Annotated in this window: 21 protein-coding genes; 14 read left to right on the forward strand and 7 right to left on the reverse strand. The window is 70.4% G+C overall.

Annotation, left to right across the window (positions count from 1 at the left end):
- Positions 1-12 precede the first annotated feature (12 nt).
- Both greA and LRS07_RS11105 read left to right on the forward strand, forming a co-directional pair.
- Positions 13-474, forward strand: coding sequence for a transcription elongation factor GreA (gene greA, locus LRS07_RS11100; RefSeq protein ID WP_260502093.1), 462 nt, complete (start codon positions 13-15; stop codon positions 472-474).
- Between the two features lie 13 nt (positions 475-487).
- The gene (locus LRS07_RS11105; protein ID WP_260501965.1) at positions 488-976 is read left to right on the forward strand and encodes a DUF4149 domain-containing protein; all 489 of its coding nucleotides are present in this window, start codon (positions 488-490) and stop codon (positions 974-976) included.
- Here LRS07_RS11105 and LRS07_RS11110 read toward each other — a convergent pair.
- Entirely contained in the window at positions 954-1,430 is a 477-nt protein-coding gene (locus LRS07_RS11110; protein WP_260501966.1) for a YhbY family RNA-binding protein, read from the reverse strand. The genes LRS07_RS11105 and LRS07_RS11110 overlap by 23 nt on opposite strands.
- Before the next feature lie 99 nt (positions 1,431-1,529).
- Here LRS07_RS11110 and LRS07_RS11115 point away from each other — a divergent pair, with 99 nt between their 5' ends.
- The 4 genes from LRS07_RS11115 to glmM all read left to right on the forward strand — a co-directional run bounded on the left by LRS07_RS11115 (position 1,530) and on the right by glmM (position 6,572).
- Positions 1,530-2,204, forward strand: a complete 675-nt coding sequence (locus tag LRS07_RS11115; RefSeq protein ID WP_260501967.1) for an RlmE family RNA methyltransferase — start codon at positions 1,530-1,532, stop codon at positions 2,202-2,204.
- 188 nt (positions 2,205-2,392) lie between these two features.
- Positions 2,393-4,291 carry an ATP-dependent zinc metalloprotease FtsH gene (gene ftsH / locus LRS07_RS11120; protein ID WP_260501968.1) on the forward strand — a complete coding sequence of 633 codons (1,899 nt, stop codon included), beginning with the start codon at positions 2,393-2,395 and terminating at the stop codon, positions 4,289-4,291.
- A gap of 137 nt (positions 4,292-4,428) precedes the next feature.
- Positions 4,429-5,244: a dihydropteroate synthase gene (folP, locus tag LRS07_RS11125; RefSeq protein WP_260501969.1), complete on the forward strand. Its 816-nt coding sequence runs from the start codon at positions 4,429-4,431 to the stop codon at positions 5,242-5,244.
- Positions 5,241-6,572: a phosphoglucosamine mutase gene (gene glmM / locus LRS07_RS11130; RefSeq protein WP_260501970.1), complete on the forward strand. Its 1,332-nt coding sequence runs from the start codon at positions 5,241-5,243 to the stop codon at positions 6,570-6,572. The genes folP and glmM overlap by 4 nt, the downstream gene beginning before the upstream one ends.
- 45 nt (positions 6,573-6,617) lie before the next feature.
- On the opposite strand, the gene LRS07_RS11135 is transcribed toward glmM, so the two are convergent.
- Positions 6,618-7,097 (reverse strand): fasciclin domain-containing protein, encoded by a 480-nt coding sequence (locus LRS07_RS11135; RefSeq protein WP_260501971.1) that lies wholly within the window; start codon positions 7,095-7,097, stop codon positions 6,618-6,620.
- A gap of 209 nt (positions 7,098-7,306) precedes the next feature.
- On the opposite strand from LRS07_RS11135, the gene pstS reads away from it, so the two are divergent.
- The 7 genes from pstS to phoR all read left to right on the forward strand — a co-directional run bounded on the left by pstS (position 7,307) and on the right by phoR (position 14,136).
- The gene (pstS, locus tag LRS07_RS11140) at positions 7,307-8,347 is read left to right on the forward strand and encodes a phosphate ABC transporter substrate-binding protein PstS (RefSeq protein ID WP_260501972.1); all 1,041 of its coding nucleotides are present in this window, start codon (positions 7,307-7,309) and stop codon (positions 8,345-8,347) included.
- Between the two features lie 125 nt (positions 8,348-8,472).
- Positions 8,473-9,450 (forward strand): phosphate ABC transporter permease PstC, encoded by a 978-nt coding sequence (gene pstC, locus LRS07_RS11145; protein WP_260502094.1) that lies wholly within the window; start codon positions 8,473-8,475, stop codon positions 9,448-9,450.
- Between the two features lie 38 nt (positions 9,451-9,488).
- Entirely contained in the window at positions 9,489-10,340 is an 852-nt protein-coding gene (gene pstA, locus LRS07_RS11150; protein ID WP_260502095.1) for a phosphate ABC transporter permease PstA, read from the forward strand.
- 26 nt (positions 10,341-10,366) lie between these two features.
- The gene (gene pstB / locus LRS07_RS11155) at positions 10,367-11,152 is read left to right on the forward strand and encodes a phosphate ABC transporter ATP-binding protein PstB (protein WP_260501973.1); all 786 of its coding nucleotides are present in this window, start codon (positions 10,367-10,369) and stop codon (positions 11,150-11,152) included.
- A 16-nt stretch (positions 11,153-11,168) separates the two neighbouring features.
- Positions 11,169-11,876 carry a phosphate signaling complex protein PhoU gene (gene phoU / locus LRS07_RS11160; RefSeq protein WP_260501974.1) on the forward strand — a complete coding sequence of 236 codons (708 nt, stop codon included), beginning with the start codon at positions 11,169-11,171 and terminating at the stop codon, positions 11,874-11,876.
- A 46-nt stretch (positions 11,877-11,922) separates the two neighbouring features.
- Positions 11,923-12,624, forward strand: a complete 702-nt coding sequence (gene phoB / locus LRS07_RS11165) for a phosphate regulon transcriptional regulator PhoB (RefSeq protein ID WP_260501975.1) — start codon at positions 11,923-11,925, stop codon at positions 12,622-12,624.
- A 111-nt stretch (positions 12,625-12,735) separates the two neighbouring features.
- Positions 12,736-14,136, forward strand: a complete 1,401-nt coding sequence (gene phoR, locus LRS07_RS11170) for a phosphate regulon sensor histidine kinase PhoR (RefSeq protein ID WP_312028372.1) — start codon at positions 12,736-12,738, stop codon at positions 14,134-14,136.
- Between the two features lie 22 nt (positions 14,137-14,158).
- Here the strand turns inward: phoR and LRS07_RS11175 are convergent, their stop codons facing one another.
- From LRS07_RS11175 to LRS07_RS11195, 5 genes are all read right to left on the reverse strand, one after another.
- Entirely contained in the window at positions 14,159-15,835 is a 1,677-nt protein-coding gene (locus tag LRS07_RS11175) for a glycosyltransferase family protein (RefSeq protein WP_260501976.1), read from the reverse strand.
- A 97-nt stretch (positions 15,836-15,932) separates the two neighbouring features.
- A complete protein-coding gene (locus LRS07_RS11180; protein ID WP_260501977.1) occupies positions 15,933-16,187 on the reverse strand; it encodes a type B 50S ribosomal protein L31 in 255 nt (84 codons plus the stop codon).
- A 117-nt stretch (positions 16,188-16,304) separates the two neighbouring features.
- The gene (gene rho, locus LRS07_RS11185) at positions 16,305-17,570 is read right to left on the reverse strand and encodes a transcription termination factor Rho (RefSeq protein ID WP_260501978.1); all 1,266 of its coding nucleotides are present in this window, start codon (positions 17,568-17,570) and stop codon (positions 16,305-16,307) included.
- A gap of 289 nt (positions 17,571-17,859) precedes the next feature.
- Positions 17,860-18,189, reverse strand: coding sequence for a thioredoxin TrxA (gene trxA / locus LRS07_RS11190; protein WP_260501979.1), 330 nt, complete (start codon positions 18,187-18,189; stop codon positions 17,860-17,862).
- 162 nt (positions 18,190-18,351) lie between these two features.
- Entirely contained in the window at positions 18,352-18,990 is a 639-nt protein-coding gene (locus LRS07_RS11195; RefSeq protein WP_260501980.1) for a hypothetical protein, read from the reverse strand.
- On the opposite strand from LRS07_RS11195, the gene LRS07_RS11200 reads away from it, so the two are divergent.
- Positions 18,989-20,257 carry an HDOD domain-containing protein gene (locus LRS07_RS11200; protein ID WP_260501981.1) on the forward strand — a complete coding sequence of 423 codons (1,269 nt, stop codon included), beginning with the start codon at positions 18,989-18,991 and terminating at the stop codon, positions 20,255-20,257. The two genes, LRS07_RS11195 and LRS07_RS11200, sit on opposite strands and share 2 nt — an antisense overlap.
- Positions 20,258-20,303 lie beyond the last annotated feature (46 nt).

The following is a 20,303-nucleotide window of genomic DNA, read 5'->3' on the forward strand; positions in this document are numbered from 1 at the left end:
CGACCATTCCCCCTGACCAAGCGCGGTGCCGAGAAGCTCAAGGAAGAGCTGCACCGTCTGAAGACCGTCGAGCGCCATGCGGTGATCCAGGCGATTGCGGAGGCGCGCGCGCAGGGCGACCTGTCGGAGAACGCCGAGTACGACGCCGCCAAGGACAAGCAGGGCTTCATCGAGGGCCGCATCCTGGAGCTGGAGGGCAAGCTGGCCGCCGCCCAGGTGATCGACCCGTCGGCGCTGGACGCCGGCGGCAAGGTGGTCTTCGGTGCCACCGTCGACCTGGAGGAGGAGGACAGCGGCGCGCAGGTCACCTACCAGCTGGTGGGCGACGACGAAGCCGACCTGAAGCAGGGCCTGATCTCCATCAGCTCGCCGATCGCCCGCGCGCTGATCGGGAAGGAAGCCGGCGACGTGGCCGAGGTGCAGGCCCCCGGCGGCATCAAGCACTACGAGATTGTCGAGGTCCGCTACGTCTGAGCCGTCGCACGCCATGCCCCCGGTGGCGACCCGGCTGACCGCGCTGCTGGCCGGCCTGTGGGCCGGGCTGCTGCTGTGCATCGCCACCATCGCCACGCCGGCGCCGTTCGCCACCCTGGCCACGGCCGATGCCGGCCGGGTGGTGGGCCGCATCTTCGCGGTGGAGGCCTATGTCAGCCTGGCGCTCGCGCTGGTGCTCTTCCTGCTCGAGCGGGCCGCGGCGCGCCGCCGCGCGTCGGTGGGGGAGGGCTCGGCGTTCAGCGCCGACCTGGTGCTGGTGCTCGGCGCGCTGTTCTGCACCGTGCTGGGGTATTTCGCGCTGCAGCCGATGATGGCGGCGGCACGGGTGGGTCAGGGCCGCTGGTCCTTCGGCGCGTTGCACGCCGTGTCGTTCGCGCTGTTCGGCCTGAAGGGCCTGCTGGTGCTGGCGCTGGCCTGGCGCCGCACCGGTGCCGGCTGGCCGCCGGCGCGACACGACGTCACTCCGCCACCTTTCGCTTGATGCTGGTGCCCACGCGCTTCTTGGCGCGCTTGATGGTGCCGCCGGCGGTCACCCGCTCGTTGCCGTAGACCTTGACCTTCTGCACCGTCGGCCGGTGGTTGCCGCTCTTCGAGAACTTGACCAGCTTGACCACCCGTGGCCCGGCGCCGCGCTCCTCCCGCTCGGCCTTGGGCTTGTCCGTGAGCGGGCGCCACAGCACCAGCAGCTTGCCGATGTGCTGGATGGGCGCGGCGTCGAGCTGCTCGGCGAGTTGCTCCAGCAAGGCGCCACGGGCCAGGCGGTCGTCGGAGAAGACGCGGACCTTGATCAGCCCGTGGGCGGCAAGGGCCGCGTCGGCCTCCTTGAGCACCGCCGGGGTCAGGCCGTCGGCGCCGATGGCGACGACGGGGTGCAGGTGGTGCGCCTCGGCGCGGTGCACCTTGCGCTGGGCGGGGGTCAGTTCGATGGCGGGCATCGTTCGTATTATGGCCGCCGCCCCCCGGTCTTCCGGCCGCACGCGGCCGCTGCGGTCCGCCGCCGCGCGCCGGGCGGTGTCCCAACCGAAGAAGAGGCCATGACCAAGGTCAAGAGCAAGAAGGTCAACCGCGCGTGGCTGCACGATCACCTGAACGACCCCTACGTCAAGCTGGCGCAGAAGGAGGGCTACCGCGCCCGGGCCGCCTACAAGCTCAAGGAGATCGACGAGGCGCTGAAGTTGGTGCGCCCGGGCCAGACGGTGGTCGACCTCGGCAGCGCGCCCGGCGCCTGGAGCCAGTACCTGCGCCGCCGCTTCGCGCCGAAGGAGGCGGGCGTCGGCGGCGCCGCCAGCGGTGAACTCAACGGCCGCATCGTCGCCCTCGACCTGCTGCCGATGGAGCCGATCGAGGGCGTGCTGTTCCTCCAGGGCGACTTCCGCGAGGAGGCGGTGGCGTCGCAGGTGGCCGAGGCCCTGCAGGGACAGCCGGCGGACCTGGTGGTGTCCGACATGGCGCCCAACCTGTCGGGCATCGAAAGCGCCGATTCCGCCCGCATCGCGCACCTGGTGGAACTGTCGGTGGAATTTGCGCAGACCCACCTCAGGCCCGACGGCGCCCTGGTGTGCAAGGTGTTCCACGGCCCGGGCTACAGCCAGCTCGTCGAACTGTTCAAAAAAACCTTCCGGGTGGTCAAGCCGATCAAGCCGAAAGCGTCCCGGGACCGGTCGTCGGAAACTTTCCTGGTGGGAATGGGACTCAAGAAGTCGTCGTGATGCGACGAAATCGACGTGGCGCGCGGGCCTCCCAGCGTCATGGGTTGCCCGCCGGGCCCGGCGGGCCCGGCGGGCGCCGATCTTGCTTGCTCTAGAATCGGCCCCACTTACCGTGGCAGCGCGTTCGAGAGGCAGGTTTCGGCCGGTGTTGAAGGTGCTGTGCCGTAGGAAATGAAGAAGGAGCCGCGGTGAACAATCAATGGTTTTCCAAGGTCGCTGTCTGGCTGGTGATCGCCCTCGTGCTGTTCACCGTGTTCAAGCAGTTCGACCGCGGGGCCACCCAGGGCAGCCAGATCGGCTACTCGGACTTCCTCGAAGAGGTGCGCGCCAAGCGCATCAAGTCCGTCACCCTGCAGGAAGGCAATGGCGGCACCGAGATCCTGGCCGTCACGACGGACGACAAGCGCATCCGCTCCACCGCCACCTACCTCGACCGGGGCCTGGTCGGCGACCTGATCAGCAACAACGTCAAGTTCGACGTGCGGCCCCGCGAGGAGCCGTCGGTGCTGATGAGCATCCTGGTGAGCTGGGGCCCGATGCTGCTGCTCATCGGCGTGTGGGTCTATTTCATGCGCCAGATGCAGGGCGGGGGCAAGGGCGGGGCGTTCAGCTTCGGCAAGAGCCGGGCGCGCATGCTCGACGAGAGCAACAACGCCATCACCTTCGCCGACGTGGCCGGCTGCGACGAGGCCAAGGAGGAGGTCAAGGAACTGGTCGACTTCCTCAAGGACCCGCAGAAGTTCCAGAAGCTGGGCGGGCGCATCCCGCGCGGCGTGCTGATGGTCGGCCCTCCGGGCACCGGCAAGACGCTGCTGGCCAAGGCCATCGCCGGCGAGGCCAAGGTGCCGTTCTTCAGCATCTCCGGCTCCGACTTCGTCGAGATGTTCGTCGGCGTGGGCGCGGCCCGCGTGCGCGACATGTTCGAGCAGGCGAAGAAGAGCGCGCCCTGCATCATCTTCGTCGACGAGATCGACGCCGTCGGCCGCCACCGTGGTGCCGGCCTGGGCGGCGGCAACGACGAGCGCGAGCAGACGCTGAACCAGATGCTGGTCGAGATGGACGGCTTCGAGACCAACCTCGGCGTCATCGTGATGGCGGCCACCAACCGGCCCGACATCCTCGACCCCGCGCTGCTGCGCCCCGGCCGCTTCGACCGCCAGGTCTACGTGACGCTGCCCGACGTGCGCGGCCGCGAGCAGATCCTCAACGTGCACATGCGCAAGGTGCCGATCGGCCAGGACATCCGGGCCGACATCCTCGCGCGCGGCACGCCGGGTTTCTCCGGCGCCGACCTGGCCAACCTGGTCAACGAGGCCGCGCTCTTCGCCGCCCGCCGCAACGGCCGGGTGGTGGAGATGCAGGACTTCGAGCGCGCCAAGGACAAGATCATGATGGGGCCGGAGCGCAAGTCCATGGTCATGCCCGAGGAGGAGCGCCGCAACACCGCCTACCACGAGGCCGGCCATGCGCTGGTGGCGCGGCTGCTGCCCAAGACCGACCCGGTGCACAAGGTGACCATCATCCCGCGCGGCCGTGCGCTGGGCGTGACGATGCAGCTGCCCGAGGGCGACCGCTACAGCATGGACAAGGAGCGCATGCTCTCGACCATCTCGGTGCTGTTCGGCGGGCGCATCGCCGAAGAGGTGTTCATGAACCAGATGACCACCGGCGCCAGCAACGACTTCGAGCGTGCGACCCAGATCGCCCGCGACATGGTCACCCGCTACGGCATGACCGACGAACTCGGCCCGATGGTCTACGCCGAGAACGAGGGCGAGGTCTTCCTCGGCCGCTCGATCACCAAGCAGGTCAATGTCTCGGAAGAGACGATGCAGAAGGTGGACAAGCAGATCCGCCGCATCATCGACGAGCAGTACGCCGCGGCGCGCAAGTTGATCGAGGACAACCAGGACAAGATGCACGCCATGGCCAAGGCGCTGCTCGAATGGGAGACCATCGACGCCGATCAGATCGACGACATCATGTCCGGCCGTCCGCCGCGTCCGCCGAAGGACCTGGGCAGCGTGCCGCGCAGCGGCGGTCCCACGCCGCCGGTCACGACCGACGGCGCCCCCGCGGCCGCCTGATCGGCAACCGGTGGGCATTGAGCAGCGGGGCTTCGGCCCCGCTTTCCTTTGGGCGAGGGTCGCATGAACGGTGCCGGCAACCCCCGCCGGTCTGGCAGACCACCCGCTTTCGCCTGTCGCTCGACCGCCCGTGGGTGATGGGCATCGTCAACGTGACGCCCGACTCGTTCTCGGACGGCGGTCGGTTCGCCGCCACCGACGACGCGATCGCGCATTGCGAGGCGTTGCGGGCCGAGGGGGCCGACCTGCTCGACATCGGCGGCGAATCCACCCGGCCGGGCGCCGCGACGCCGTCGCCGGCGGAGGAACTGGCCCGCGTCGAGCCGGTGCTGCGCCATGCGGTCGGGCTGGGCCTGCCGGTGTCGGTGGACACCAGCGAGCCGGTGGTCATCCGCCGCGCCCTGGAGCTCGGCGTCGACATCGTCAACGACGTGCGGGCGCTGCGCCGGCCGGGGGCGCTGTCGGCGGTGGCGGACCATCCCACCGCCGGGCTGTGCCTGATGCACATGCGCGGCGAGCCGGGCAGCATGCAGGCCCAAGCCGAGTACCAGGACGTCGTCGGCGAGGTGGCGGGTTTCCTGAGGGCGCGCATGGCCGCCGCCCTTGCGCTGGGCATCGCCGCGGAGCGCATCCTGCCGGACCCGGGCATCGGCTTCGCGAAGACACCGGCCCACAACCTGGCGCTGCTGGCGCGGCAGCGCGAGCTCCACGCGGCACTGGGCCGGCCGCTGCTGGTGGGCTGGTCCCGCAAGTCGACGCTCGGCGTGGTCACCGGCCGGCCGGTGGGCGAACGCCAGGTGGCCAGCGTGGCGGCCGCGCTGGCCGCCTTGCAGCAGGGCGCGGCGGTGGTGCGGGTGCACGACGTGGCGCCCACGGTGGACGCGATCAAGGTCTGGCAGGCGGCGGGGCTGCTGCCCGGCGGGGCGAACGACACGAGGACGATGGATTCATGAGCAGACGCTTCTTCGGCACCGACGGCATCCGTGGCACGGTGGGGCAGGCGCCGATCACCGCCGACTTCATGCTCCGGCTGGGCCATGCGGTGGGGCGGGTGCTGCGCCGGGGCCGCGAACGGCCGGTGGTGCTGATCGGCAAGGACACCCGCATCTCCGGCTACATGATCGAGTCGGCGCTGCAGTCCGGCTTCGAATCGGCAGGGGTCGACGTGCGCCTCACCGGCCCGCTGCCCACCCCCGGCGTCGCCTACCTGACGCGGGCCCTGCGGCTGGACCTGGGCGTCGTCATCAGCGCCTCGCACAACCCCTTCCAGGACAACGGCGTCAAGTTCTTCTCCGCCCGCGGCGAGAAGCTGCCCGACGAGTGGGAACAGGCGGTGGAGGCGGCGCTCGAGGAGCCGCCGCAATGGGCCGATTCCACCGGCCTCGGCCGCGCCCGCCGCATCGACGACGCCAGCGGCCGCTACATCGAGTTCTGCAAGGGCACGGTGGGCGGCGAGCTGTCGCTGCGCGGGCTGAAGCTGGTGGTCGACGGCGCCCACGGCGCGGCCTACCACGTGGCCGCCGACGTCTTCCACGAGCTCGGTGCCGAGGTGGTGCGCATCGGCTGCTCGCCCGACGGCACCAACATCAACGCCGGCGTCGGTGCCACCGCGCCGCAGGCGCTGGTGCGGGCGGTGGCCGAGCAGGGCGCCGATTACGGCATCGCGCTCGACGGCGACGCCGACCGGCTGCAGATGGTCGACGCCGAGGGGCGGCTCTACAACGGCGACGAGCTGCTCTACCTCATGGCCTGCGACCGGCTGGACGCCGGGCTGGACCTGCCCGGCGTGGTCGGCACGCTCATGACCAACCTGGCGGTGGAACTGGCGCTGCAGCGGCGCGGCGTGCCGCTGGTGCGCGCCAAGGTGGGCGACCGCTACGTGCTGGAGGAACTGCAGGCGCGCGGCTGGCAGCTCGGCGGTGAGGGCTCCGGCCACCTGCTGGTGCTGGACCGTCACACCACCGGCGACGGCATCGTCAGCGCGCTGCAGGTGCTGCAGGCGCTGCAGCGCCGCGGCGTCAGCCTGGCGCAGGCGGTGCACGACGCGCCGCTGTACCCGCAGGTGCTGCTGAACGTGCGGCTCGCCGCCGGCGCGGACTGGACGCGCAACGCCGCGCTGGCGGCCGAGCGCGAGGCCGCCGAGGCGGCGCTCGGCCAGCACGGCCGACTGCTGATCCGGCCGTCCGGCACCGAGCCGGTGCTGCGCGTCATGGTCGAGGCCGAGGACGAGGCCCTGGCCCGCAGCACCGCCGAACGGCTGGCCGCCGCCGCCCGCGGCTGACGGCGACGGCGGCCGGCCCGGGTCGTCCGCCCGGGTGCCGCGGGCTCAGCGGCGCGGCGGCATCAGCACCCGGTCGATGACGTGGACCACGCCGTTGCTGGCGGCCACGTCGGGCTGCACCACCACCGCGTCCTCGACGGTGACGAAGGTGCCGGCGCGGGACACCGCCAGGTCGGCGCCCTGCACCGACTTCAGCTTGCCGTTGGGCACCTGCGCCGACGGCAAGCTGCCGGCCACGACGTGGTACTGCAGCACGCTGCGCAGCAGCTCCTTGTTGGCGGCCAGCTCGTCCAGCGTCTTCCGCGGCACCGCCTTGAAGGCCTCGTCGTTCGGCGCGAACACGGTCACCGGGCCCGGGCCGCGCAGCGTGTCGGCCAGTCCGGCGTCGTTGATCAGCTTGGTGAGCGTCGACAGCGACCCGGTGCGCGCCGCCGTGTCGGTGACCGGGGCGGGGGAGGTGGCGCAGCCGGCCAGGGCCAGGGCGCCGGCGGCGCAGATCGACAGGAGCCAGGGGCGTCGTTGCATGGGGTGTCCTTGTGGTGGCGAGATCGGGGTCGGACGCGGGCGGTCCGGCCGAATGGGCGCCGGGAAGGCTAGAACGGCTCCATGACAGGCGCGTGAAATGCGGGTGACGGGGCTCATCGCCGTCCCGGGCGCCGTCCCGGGTGTTCATGGCGCTGTCACAAACCCACCCTAGAGTGCCGGCAGTGCCAAATCTTTCCGAAAGGCTGTCCATGACCTCGTCACTGCTTCGCTCCCTTGCCTTCGGTTCGGCCCTGCTGGCGGGCGCCACGGGTGCCCTTGCGCAGGACGTCACCGGCGCCGGTGCCACGTTCCCGGCGCCGCTGTATGCCAAATGGGCCGACGCCTACAACAAGGCCACCGGCGTGCGCATCAACTACCAGTCCGTGGGGTCCGGTGCCGGCATCCGGCAGATCAAGGCCAAGACGGTCGACTTCGGTGCGAGCGACATGCCGCTGAAGGACGACGAACTCGCCAAGGACGGCATGGTGCAGTTCCCCACCGTGATCGGCGGCGTGGTGCCCGTGGTCAACATTCGTGGCGTGGCGCCGGGCCAGATGCGCCTCACGGGGCAGGTCCTCGGTGACATCTATCTCGGCAAGGTCACGAAGTGGAACGACCCGGCGATCGCCAGCCTGAACCCCGGCGTCTCGCTGCCGGACGCCGCCATCTCGGTGGTCCGGCGTGCCGACGGCTCGGGCACCACGTTCATCTTCACCAACTACCTGTCCAAGGTGAACGAGGAATGGAAGGCGAAGGTGGGTGACGGGACCGCGGTGAACTGGCCGACCGGTGCCGGCGGCAAGGGCAACGAGGGCGTCGCCGCGTTCGTGCAGCGCCTGCCCAATTCGATCGGTTACGTCGAATACGCGTACGTCAAGCAGAACAAGATGACGTACACGCTGCTGAGGAACCGGGACGGCGTGTTCGTGCCGCCCAGCGACGCCGCGTTCAAGGCCGCCGCCGCCGGGGCCGACTGGAACAAGACGTTCTACCAGATCACCACCGATCAGCCCGGCAAGGACGCGTGGCCGATCACCAACCCGACCTACATCCTCATGTACAAGCAGCCGGATCGCGCCGCTGGTGCGGCCGCGGCACTGAAGTTCTTCGATTGGGTGTATGCCAATGGTGATGCGGCTGCGGACGACCTCGACTATGTGCCGCTTCCGTCCGCGGTGAAGGATCTGGTCCGCAAGCAGTGGGCAGACCAGATCAAGGACGGGTCGGGTAAGGCCCTGGCCTATCGCTGATCTTCAACGTCGATGGCGGCGCGGCGCTGCTCCGGGGAGCGGGGTGGCGCCGCGCATTCGGCCGCCCTGGGGAGCCTTCCTTGACCGCTACACTGTCTGCCCTTCCCGACCCCTCCGACCGCAGCATGGAGCGATCTGTTCCTGCCGGGCGGCCGCCCGAGCGTCGGGCCGTGGCGCCCTGGGCCGACACCATCTTTTCCTGGCTGGCGCATGGCGCGGCCTGGCTCACCCTCGCCCTGCTGGCCGGCATCATCGGCTCGCTGATCGTCGGTGCCGCCCCGGCCATCGAGCGCTTCGGCCTCGCCTTCCTGTGGACCAGCGAATGGGACCCGGTGCAGGAACGGTTCGGCGGCCTGGTGATGATCTACGGCACGCTGATGACCTCGTTCATCGCGCTGCTGATCGCCGTGCCGGTGAGCTTCGGCATCGCGCTGTTCCTCACCGAGATGTCGCCTGGTTGGCTCAAGCGCCCGCTGGGTACCGCCATCGAACTGCTGGCCGCGGTGCCGTCCATCGTCTACGGCATGTGGGGCCTGCTGGTGTTCGGTCCCATCCTGGCCACCTACGTCCAGCAGCCGCTGCAGGCCGCCTTCTCCGGCGTGCCGGTGCTGCAGGGCCTGGTGTCGGGCCCGCCGGTGGGCATCGGCATCCTGTCGGCCGGCATCATCCTGGCCATCATGATCATCCCCTTCATCGCTTCGGTGATGCGGGACGTCTTCGAGGTCACTCCGCCGCTGCTGAAGGAATCTGCCTACGGCCTCGGCTCCACCACCTGGGAGGTCGTGTGGAAGGTGGTGCTGCCCTACACCAAGACCGGCGTCGTCGGCGGCATCATGCTTGGTCTCGGTCGCGCGCTGGGCGAGACGATGGCCGTGACCTTCGTCATCGGCAACTTCAACCAGCTCGACTCGCTGTCGCTGTTCGAGGCGGCCAACAGCATCACCTCGGCGCTGGCCAACGAGTTCGCCGAAGCGAGTGAAGGACTGCACCAGGCCTCGCTGATCTACCTCGGCCTGGTGCTGTTCTTCATCACCTTCGTCGTGCTGTCGTTCTCCAAGGTGCTGCTGGCGCAGTTGAAGAAGAACGAAGGGACGCGGTCATGAGCGCTGTCATCGGCAATTCCGCGGGCCAGCGCCCGCTGATGGACGACCAGAAGCTGGCCAAGCACCGGTCTCGGAAGCGCGTCAACGTGCTGGCGCTCACGCTGTCGCTTGCCGCCATGGCCTTCGGTGTGTTCTGGCTGATCTGGATCCTCATCGAGACGGTGCGGCTGGGCCTGGGTGGCATGTCGCTGATGGTGTTCACGGAGATGACGCCGCCGCCGCAGGCCGAGGTAGGGGGGCTGGCCAACGCCATCTTCGGCTCGGCCATCATGGTGCTGCTCGCCACCTTCATCGGCACGCCGATCGGCGTCATGGCCGGTGTCTACCTGGCCGAGTACGGCCAGAAGACCTGGCTCGGCAGCGCCACGCGCTTCATCAACGACATCCTGCTGTCGGCACCGTCCATCGTCATCGGCCTGTTCATCTACGCGGTGGTGGTGGCGCAGTTCCGCCGCTTCTCGGCCATCGCGGGGGTGCTGGCGTTGGCGCTCATCGTCATTCCGGTGGTCATCCGGACCACCGAGAACATGCTCACGCTGATCCCCAACGCGCTGCGCGAGGCGGCGTACGCGCTGGGCACGCCGAAGTGGAAGGTCATCGCGTCGGTGACGCTGAAGTCGGCACGGGCCGGCGTCATCACCGGCATCCTGCTGGCGCTGGCGCGCATCGCCGGCGAGACGGCGCCACTGCTGTTCACCGCGCTGTCCAACCAGTTCTGGACCGCCGACCTGACCCAGCCGATGGCCAGCCTGCCGGTGACCATCTTCAAGTTCGCGATGAGCCCCTACGAAAACTGGCAGAAGCTGGCCTGGGCCGGCGTCTTCCTGATCACGCTCGGCGTGCTGCTGCTGAACATCCTCGCCCGCGTGCTGTTCCGCAACAAGCACTGAACGCCTTCCGCCCGGAGCCCCATTCCATGGACGCCAAAGTCGACATCCCGGTCACCGAGAAGGCGAAGCTCGCCGTCAACGGGCTCAACTTCTATTACGGCAGCTTTCACGCGCTGAAGCACATCAACCTGCAGATTCCCGAGCGCAAGGTCACCGCGTTCATCGGTCCATCGGGCTGCGGCAAGAGCACGCTGCTGCGCACCTTCAACCGCATGTTCGAGCTCTACCCCGAACAGCGGGCCGAAGGCGAGATCCTGCTCGACGGCAGCAACATCCTGGACAAGAAGCTGGACGTGAGCCTGATCCGGGCCAAGGTCGGCATGGTGTTCCAGAAGCCGACGCCGTTCCCGATGTCCATCTACGACAACATCGCCTTCGGCGTGCGGCTGTTCGAGAACCTGCCGCGGGTGGAGATGGACGAGCGGGTGGAATGGGCGCTGCGCAAGGCGGCGCTGTGGAACGAGGTCAAGGACAAGCTGGACCAGAGCGGTTCGGGCCTGTCCGGCGGCCAGCAGCAGCGGCTGTGCATCGCCCGCGGCATCGCCATTAAACCCGAGGTGCTGCTGCTCGACGAGCCTTGCTCGGCGCTCGACCCGATCTCCACCGGCAAGATCGAAGAGCTGATCCACGAGCTGAAGAACGACTACACCGTCGTCATCGTGACGCACAACATGCAGCAGGCGGCCCGCTGCTCCGACTACACCGCCTACATGTACCTGGGCGACCTGATCGAGTTCGGCCCCACTTCGGACCTCTTCATGAAGCCGAGGAAGAAGGAGACCGAGGACTACATCACCGGCCGCTTCGGCTGATCGACAAGGGGCTCCCATGACCGACAAGCACCTCTCGACCCAATTCGATGCCGAACTGAGCGGCATCTCCACCCGCGTGCTGGAGATGGGCGGCCTGGTCGAGTCGCAGGTCGCGCAGGCGGTCTATGCGCTCAGCCAGTTCAGCGGCGAGATCGCCAGCCAGGTGTTGGTACAGGAGGAGCGGGTCAACCAGATGGAGATCGACATCGACCGCGACCTGTCGACCATCATCGCCCGCCGCCAGCCCACCGCCCGCGACCTGCGCCTGCTGATCGCCGTCTCGAAGACGATCGCCAACCTGGAGCGGGTGGGCGACGAGGCGGCCCGCGTGGCGCGCACCGTGCAGCGGCTGCTCAACAGCGGCATGTCCAGCCGACTGCGCCTGCCGGTGGGCGACCTGGCCTTCGAGGCCGAACTGGCCACCGCCCAGCTGCGCAAGGCGCTCGACGCCTTCGCCCGCCTCGACACCGACCGCGCGCTGGAGGTGCTCAAGCAGGACGACCAGATCGACCAGGAGTTCGACGGCCTGATGCGCAAGCTCATCACCTACATGATGGAAGACCCGCGCACCATCTCGGCGTCGATCGACCTGGTCTTCGTCGCCAAGGCGATCGAGCGCATCGGCGACCACGCGAAGAACCTGGCCGAGGTGATCATCTACGTGGTCAAGGGCACCGACGTGCGCCACAACCCGGTGGCGGCGGTCGAGTCGATGGTGCGCTGAGACCGGCGCCCGACAACGCAATTCAGGCAGTGGGAGCAGCAAGGCGATGAGCCGTGTCCTGGTGGTGGAAGACGAGTCGGCGATCGCCGAGCTGGTGTCGATCAACCTGCGCCACGCGGGCTACGAGGTGACGATCGCGCCCTCGGCCGAGCAGGCGCAGCGCGAGGTGGACCGCATGCTGCCCGACCTGGTGATCCTCGACTGGATGCTGCCGGGCCAGTCGGGCCTGTCGCTCGCCCGCCGCTGGCGCGGTGAAGCGCGCACCCGAGAGTTGCCCATCATCATGCTGACGGCCCGGTCGGAGGAGGCCGACAAGGTGAGCGGCCTGGACGCCGGTGCCGACGACTACCTGGCCAAGCCCTTCTCGACGCAGGAGCTGCTGGCCCGCATGCGGGCGGTGCTGCGGCGCAAGGCGCCGGAGGCGCTGGACGAGGCGGTGCAGGTGGCCGGCCTGCGCCTGGACCCGTCCACCCGGCGGGTGAGCTGCGAGGGCCGCGAGGTCAAGATCGGCCCCACCGAGTTCCGGCTCCTGCACTTCTTCATGACCCATCCGGAACGGGTGCACAGCCGGGCGCAGCTGCTCGACCGGGTGTGGGGCGACCACGTCTTCATCGAGGAGCGCACGGTGGACGTGCACGTCAAGCGGCTGCGCGAGGCGCTGACGCCGGTGCAGTGCGCCTCGATGATCGAGACCGTGCGCGGCGCCGGTTACCGCCTCACGCAGCAGGCCAGCGCCACGCAGGCCTGACCGATGTCCTCGCCCGCTCGCCCGCGCTCACGACCCCCGCGGGAGGGTCGGCCCGCTTGCGGCGGCCCGCCGCTGGGCTGACCGCCTTCGGCCGTCAAAGGACGCCCCGACGTGTGGTTCTGGATGCTGCCGCGGCTCGCCGCCGCCATGCTGTGCCTCTGGCTGGGGGCGGCCATCGGTTGGCTGTTCGGCGACCTGGCGCACGCGCCGGTGCTCGGCAGCCTGGCGGGCGGCAGCCTCGGCGTGCTGGCGGTGGTGGTCTTCGACGCGGCCCGCGCCCACAAGCTGATGCGCTGGCTGCGCGGCGACATGGAGGCCGCCGCGCCGCGTGACCGCGGCTTCTGGGGCGAGACCGGCTACCGGGTCGAGCGCGCGCTGCGCCAGCGCGAGCGCGCCCTGCTGCAGGAGCAGCACCGGCTGCAGCAGTTCCTGCAGGGCATCGAGGCCTCTCCCAACGGCGTGCTGCTGCTGGGCGCCGACGACCGCATCGAATGGTGCAGCAGCGTGGCCGCCGACCACCTCGGGCTCGACCCGCTGCGCGACCGCCAGCAGCACGTGACCAACCTCGTGCGCGCGCCGTCCTTCGTCGCGCTGCTGCAGTCGTCGCGGGACGGGGAGGGCGTGCAGTTCCCGCGTCCCGGCGGGGCCGGCACGGTGTCGGTGCTGGTGCGGCGCTATGGCGCCGGCATGACCTTCGTGCTGACGCAGGACGTCACCGAGCGCGAGCGCCACGACGCCATGCGCCGCGAGTTCGTCGCCAACGTCTCGCACGAGATCCGCACGCCGCTCACCGTGCTGGCCGGCTTCGTCGAGACGCTGGCCGACCTGCCGTTGACCGAGAGCGAACGGCGCCGCGTGCTGGTCCTCATGCGGCAGCAGACCGACCGCATGCAGACGCTGGTGGCGGACCTGCTGACGCTGGCCCAGCTGGAAGGCAGCCCGCGTCCCGCCGCCGATCGTTGGGTGGCGCTGGCGCCGGTGCTGCAGCGGGTGGCGGCCGACGCGGCGTCGCTGTCGGCGGGCCGGCACCTGCTGCGGCTGGCGGGCGGCAGCGAGGAGTCGCTGACGGGCCTGCGCGGCTGGGAGATCGCCGGCGTCGAGAGCGAGCTGTACAGCGCGATCTCCAACCTCGTCAGCAACGCCGTGCGCTACACGCCGCCGGGCGGCACGGTGGAGCTGATGTGGCGGCTGCGGCCCGACGGCTGCGGCGAGATCGACGTGGCCGACACCGGCATCGGCATCGCCCGCGAGCACCTGCCGCGGCTGACCGAACGCTTCTACCGGGTGGACGGCAGCCGCTCCCGCGACACCGGCGGCACCGGCCTGGGCCTGTCCATCGTCAAGCACGCGGTGCAGCGCCATGGAGGCGAGCTGGACATCCAAAGCGAGCCGGGCAAGGGCTCGCGCTTCCGCCTGGTGCTGCCGGCATCGCGACTTCGCCGCCTGCCTGCGGTGGACATGGCCGCCGAGGCGAAGGCGCTGCCGCAGCCGTCGGCGTCGCAGCGGGCCTAGGGCCGCCGCGCAGCGCCGTGCTTCAACGCGCCGGGCCGGCGCGCCGGCGATCGTCGGCGCGGCGGTACACCACCAGCACGTCGTTGCGATCGGTCGGCCGTCGTTCCTGAGCGACCCGGCGCCAGCCTGGCGGCGCGGCCCGGCCGGGGGCCAGCAGCAGCACCGGGCAGGCGGTGCGCTCGGCCGGGGTGACGGCATCGACCTCGCGCCGGCCGAAATGCACCAGGGCGGCCACGGTCGGGCGGCCCAGCCCCGGCGCCGCGAGGCAGCCGTCGGCAGGCCAGTGCAGCTGCAGCCGTTGCACCCAGGGCCGCAGGCTGCGCGCATGGTCCAGCAGCGGCAGCCACAGCGTCAGCAGCAGCAGCCAGCACAGGCCCACGCCGCCGGCCGGCAGCACCAGGCTCTTCCACAGCGCCTGGCGGTGGCGGCCGGTGCGCCAGCGCACCAGTGCCAGCCAGGCCGCCGTTCCCACCAGGGCCACCAGCAGCTCCAGCGGCGAGAAGCGGGCGACGAAGTCGGGCGCCAGCCGGGCGACGTTGGCCGCCGGCTTGGCCGGCACCCCGGTCATCAGCGCCACGTAGATCACCCAGATGGTGATGGCGCAGGCGGTGAAGAAGAAGACCGAGAACCAGTCCATCGCCGCCGCCGTGCTGCGTCGGAGCGTGGGCAGCGCGAAGGCGGCCAGCACGGCCATGCCGGGCAGGGCGAGCATCAGGGCACGGTCGCTGCCGCCCATGGCGATGGTGGACACCAGGCCGACCCCGGTCGTGGCCAGCGGCAGCCCCAGGTGGGGTTCGCCCAGCCGGCGGCGCCACTGCCACAGCGTCCACAGCGCCAGCAGCCACAGCGGCCAGAGGAACCACAGCAACAGACGGCCGGTGCGCAGCCAGTCGTCGGCCGAACCGGGCAACGCCAACCGGAGCTGCCAGGTGTGCAGCTGCGCGGCCGCGGCCAGCGCCAGCAGCGTCGCAGCGCCGACCCAGGGCGCGAAGGCGCGTCGGGTCGGACCGGCCCGGTGGTTCAGGCACAGCGCGGTGGCGAGCGCGCCCATCGCCAGCGCCATGCTCGGCGCGCCGCTGGTCGCCAGCAGCGGCAGCGCCACCAGCACCGCCAGCCGGGCCCGCCAGCGCCGGGCGCCGTCCACCGCCAGCGACCACAGCAGCAGGGCGACCGCGAACAGCTGCACCAGCTCCGGCGTCGTCTCGTGGCCGAGCTGCAGCAGACCGAGCGAGGCGATCAAGGCCAGCACGGCGCCGTCGGCCACCGCCCTCGCGTAGTCGACGGGATGGGCCTCGCCGCCGAAGGCGAAGGGCAGCGGCTGCGCCGCGGGCGTGCGGCCGAAGTGGAAGCAGCTGTACCAGGTCAGGGCCAGCACGCCGACCAGCAGCAGGCCGAAGGGCAGCCGCGCGGCCAGCGCCGGGTCGACCCAGGGCGAGAGCAGCGCGATGGCCAGCGCGCCCAGCCAGTGCGGCAGCACCGCGGTGTCCACCGGCAGGCCGCCCAGCGTCGGCGACAGCCAGCCGGTGCGGCCGGCCGCCATCTCCACCATGTAGCCGAAGGCGGTGAGGTCCGCTGCCTTCCAGGGGTCGCGCCCGAACAGCCCCGGCAGCACGTAGGCCGCGCAGAAGGCCAGCAGCGCCAGGCGCGGCAGCCGCTGGACGGCGCGCTGGCTGACGAGGGCGGGGTTGGGTGAGTTCACGCGCAGGGCGACCAGGCGGTCCGTCGCGGCGGCGGCGACAAAGAAAAAGGCAGCCCGTGAGCTGCCTTCGTCTGGAGACGGTGCGAGGACCGACCGATCACTTCTTCAGGTGCGCAAACTTGTTGCGGAACTTCTCGACCCGACCGCCCAGGTTGTCCACGCTCTTCTGCGTGCCGGTGTAGAAGGGGTGCGACTCGCTGGTGGTCTCCAGCTTCATCAGCGGCAGTTCGCGGCCGTCGTCCAGCTTGATGGTCTCGCGGGTCTGCGCGCAGGACCGGGTGACGAACTTGAAGCCGTTGGACAGGTCGACGAAGCAGACGTCGCGGTAGTTCGGGTGGATGCCGTCTTTCATGGGAAACCTCGCTGGAGTGGTTGGCAGCCACGCCCGTCGCCCGGTCAACTGGAAGGTCGAGTTGATCTCGGGGCCTGACGGCGCACTTGCGCAAAGCGGAAAACCGCGGATTATAGATCAGCCCCCTCGACGCATCATGTCGAAGAAGTCGATGTTGGTCTTCGTCGCCTTCATCTTGTCGAGGATGAACTCCATCGCCTCGATCTCGTCCATCGGGTAGAGCAGCTTGCGCAGGATCCAGCTCTTCTGCAGGATCTCCGGCTTGAGCAGCAGTTCCTCGCGCCGGGTGCCGCTCTTGTTGAGCAGGATCGACGGGTAGACGCGCTTCTCGGACATGCGGCGGTCGAGGTGGATCTCGCAGTTGCCGGTGCCCTTGAACTCCTCGTAGATCACCTCGTCCATGCGCGAGCCGGTGTCCACCAGGGCGGTGCCGATGATGGTCAGCGAGCCGCCTTCCTCGATGTTGCGCGCCGCACCGAAGAAGCGCTTCGGCCGCTGCAGGGCGTTGGCGTCGACACCGCCGGTGAGCACCTTGCCCGAGCTCGGCAGCACGTTGTTGTAGGCGCGGGCCAGGCGGGTGATCGAGTCGAGCAGGATGACCACGTCCTTCTTCAGCTCGACCAGGCGCTTGGCACGTTCGATCACCATCTCGGCCACCTGCACGTGGCGCTGCGCCGGCTCGTCGAAGGTGGAACTGATGACCTCGCCGCGCACGGTGCGCTGCATCTCCGTCACTTCCTCCGGCCGCTCGTCGACCAGCAGCACGATGAGGTAGATGTCGGGGTGGTTGGCGACGATGGCGTGCGCGAGGTGCTGCATCATCACCGTCTTGCCGCTCTTGGGCGGCGCCACCAGCAGGGCGCGCTGGCCTTTGCCGATCGGCGAGATGAGGTCGATGATGCGGCTGGTGATGTTCTCGTCCCCCTTGACGAGCTCGCGTTCGAGCTTGAACTGCTCCTTGGGGAACAAGGGCGTCAGGTTCTCGAACATGATCTTGTGCTTGCTCTCCTCCGGGGTGAGCCCGTTCACGCGATCGACCTTGACCAGCGCGAAGTAGCGCTCGCCGTCCTTGGGCACCCGAACCTCGCCCTCGACCATGTCGCCGGTGTGCAGGTTGAAGCGCCGGATCTGGCTCGGCGACAGGTAGATGTCGTCGGTGCTCGCCATGTAGCTGGTGTCCGGCGAGCGCAGGAAGCCGAAGCCGTCGGGCAGCACTTCCAGCACGCCGTCGCCGAAGACCTGCTCGCCGGCCTTGGCGCGCTTCTTCATGATCGCGAACATCAGCTCCTGCTTGCGCAGGCGGGCGACGTTGTCGATCTCCAGCGCCTCGCCCATCTTGATGAGTTCGGAGACGTGCTGGGCTTTGAGTTCGGACAGGTGCATTGGGACGTCCTGGTAGGGAAGGGCGCCGCCATCGGGCGGGCGCCGGGCCGCCGGCCATGCAGCCAACGAGGTGCATGCCGAGGCGGGCGGCGACGGGCTGCAGCTGGCTGCGGCCGTTCACCGCGGCACGCCCACAACGGGCGCGCACAAACGGAAAACGCGTGGTTAACGCGACAGGAAAACGCTGGATTCGGGGCCGGAACCACGCGCCGTACTGGGCGTGGCGGCAGGTCCGCTCGCGGGTGCCGAGGGCCGGGCGGCCATCACGCCACCCGCGGATGGGACGAGATTATAGGTGAGCGTCGATGAAGCTGGTCAACTGCGCCTTCGACAGCGCGCCGACCTTGGTCGCCGCGTGCTGGCCGTCCTTGAACAGCATCAGCGTCGGGATGCCGCGGATGCCGAACTTGGCCGGCACGTCACGGTTCTCGTCGACGTTCATCTTGGCGATCTGGAGCCGGCCGCCGTAGTCCTTGGCCACCTCGTCGAGGATGGGCGCAATCATCTTGCAGGGACCGCACCACTCGGCCCAGTAGTCCACCAGCACCGGCTTGTTGGACTGCAGGACGTCGCTCTCGAAGGACGCGTCGGAAATGTGTTTGATCAGCTCGCTGCTCATCGGGTGTCCTCTCGTCGGCCACACCGGTCGACGCTCGCCTTGCCATCGCGGCATGTCACAAAGATTCTGACATAAAGCGCCTTTTCGACGGGGTGGGCGGCGGCTGGCCCTGGACGCGGAAGGGCTCCCCTTCGGCTGTGCATGAATGCCGGCCGGACCACGTTATGCCGCCGGATTCGGCGTTTGTTCCAGGCTTCCGGCCGCACCGGGCACGGGTCCAATGGCGGCATTCGCCCGCATTCCATGGCCACCTCCGCCGCCGCCCCTGCCGCCGCCTCGCCCGTCCGCCCCGCCGTGCGACGGCTGGGTCGCTTCGAACTGCTGCAACTGCTGGGCAAGAGCGAGCGCACCATGCTGTGGCGGGTGCACGACCCGCGCGCCGGGCAGGAACTGCTGCTGGCGCTGCCGCGGGTCCAGCCGGCCCAGGCGTCGGCCCTGGACCGCTGGCAGCAGGCGGTGCGCAAGGCGGCACGGCTGAGCCACCCGCACCTGGCGCCCGTGGTCGAGGTCGGCGAGCAGGAGCGCTGGCCCTACGTGGCCTACGACCGTGCCCTCGGCACGACGCTGGTGGAGCGCGCCGGGCGCGATGCCCCGGCCCCGGTCGACGTCGCGCGTCAGCTCGTGCAGGCGCTCGACGGCCTGGCCTTCGCGCACGAGGCGGGCGTTGCCCATGGCGACCTGCAGCCCTTTCACCTGCTGGTGGCCGACAGCGGCCAGGTGCGCCTGCTCGGCTTCGAGGTCGCCCTCGCCGACGCCGCCCCCCGCCGCCGACGGCGCGGCCGCCGCGCGCAACCTGTCCATGGACCCGATCGAGCTGCAGGCGCAGCGCCAGTCGGCCGAGCGCGACGTGCTGGCCATGGGCCTCGTCCTGCACCGCCAGCTGGCCCATCAGCCGGCGCTCGACGAAGAGGACCTGGGCCGTGTGATCGCCCGCATGCCGCCCGCCGGGCCGGAACTGGTGCGGCTGCCGTGGAGCCTGCCGCGGCCGGTGCCCGAGGCGCTGCGCGCCATCGCCAACCGCTGCACCGACCGCCAGGAACGCCATCGGTACCGCAACGCCCGCACGCTGTCGCGCGCGCTGCAGGGCTGGCTCGACGCCGAGGCCAGCAACGCCGGCGGTGCGCTGTCGCTGCTGCTCGACCGGGTGCGCGCGCAGGGGGCCCTGCCGTCGGCACCCGGCGGCTCGGTGCGCGTCTCGCAGCTGATGCGCATGGAGCGCGAACGCACCAACGAACTGGCCGAGATCGTGCTGCGCGACCTGGCCCTGTCCTTCGAGCTGCTGCGGCTGGTCAACACCGCCGACGCGCAGCTGTCGGCCAACGGCGGCGCGGTGCTGACGTTGCGCCGCGCCATCGCGCTGCTGGGCCTCCAGGGCGTGCAGCGGGCCGCGCAGGCGCTGCGGCCCTGGCCCGGCAGCCTGCAGCCCGAGGCCGCGCAGGCGCTGGCCTCGCTCATCGCCACCGTGCAGCGCGCCGGCCGCGTGGCGCAGGCACTGCGGCCGCCGGGCTACGACCGGGAGGTGGTCCACCTGGTGACCCTGCTGCAGAACCTCGGCCGCCTCGTCGTGCAGGCCCATTTCCCGGAGGAGGCGGTACAGCTGCGCAAGCTGATGCAGAGCGCGCCGTCCGACAAGCCCGGCGAACCGGACGAACCCGGGATGACGGAAGAGCAGGCCAGCTTCGCCGTGCTGGGCGCCGACGTGCAGGCCATGGGCCTGGCGGTGGCGCGGCAGTGGGGCCTGGACGACAGCGTGCTGCACATGGTGCGGCGCCTGCCGCTCGGCGCGCCGGCACGCGCGGCCGACGGCGACGACGACCTGCTGCGCGCCCTGGCCAGCGCCGCCAACGAGACGGTGGACGCCAGCGCGCTGCCCGCCGCGCAGGTGGTGCCCGCGCTGCAGCGGGTGGTGCAGCGTTATGGCCGCGCCCTCGGCCTGACGTTGAAGGACCTGCAGCAGGCGCTGCAACTGGCCGCCACGCCGGGCGGCGAGGACATCACGGTGGGCGCGTCGGCGCCCGGGTCGCCCGGCGCCGCCGACGACACCCTCCGCCGATCGGAGCCTCGATGAGCGCCGTGCCGCAGGCCCGCCGCCGCCGCGCCACGGCGGCTCGGCC

The sequence above is a fragment of the Aquabacterium sp. J223 genome, from assembly GCF_024666615.1.
Lineage (GTDB): Bacteria > Pseudomonadota > Gammaproteobacteria > Burkholderiales > Burkholderiaceae_C > J223.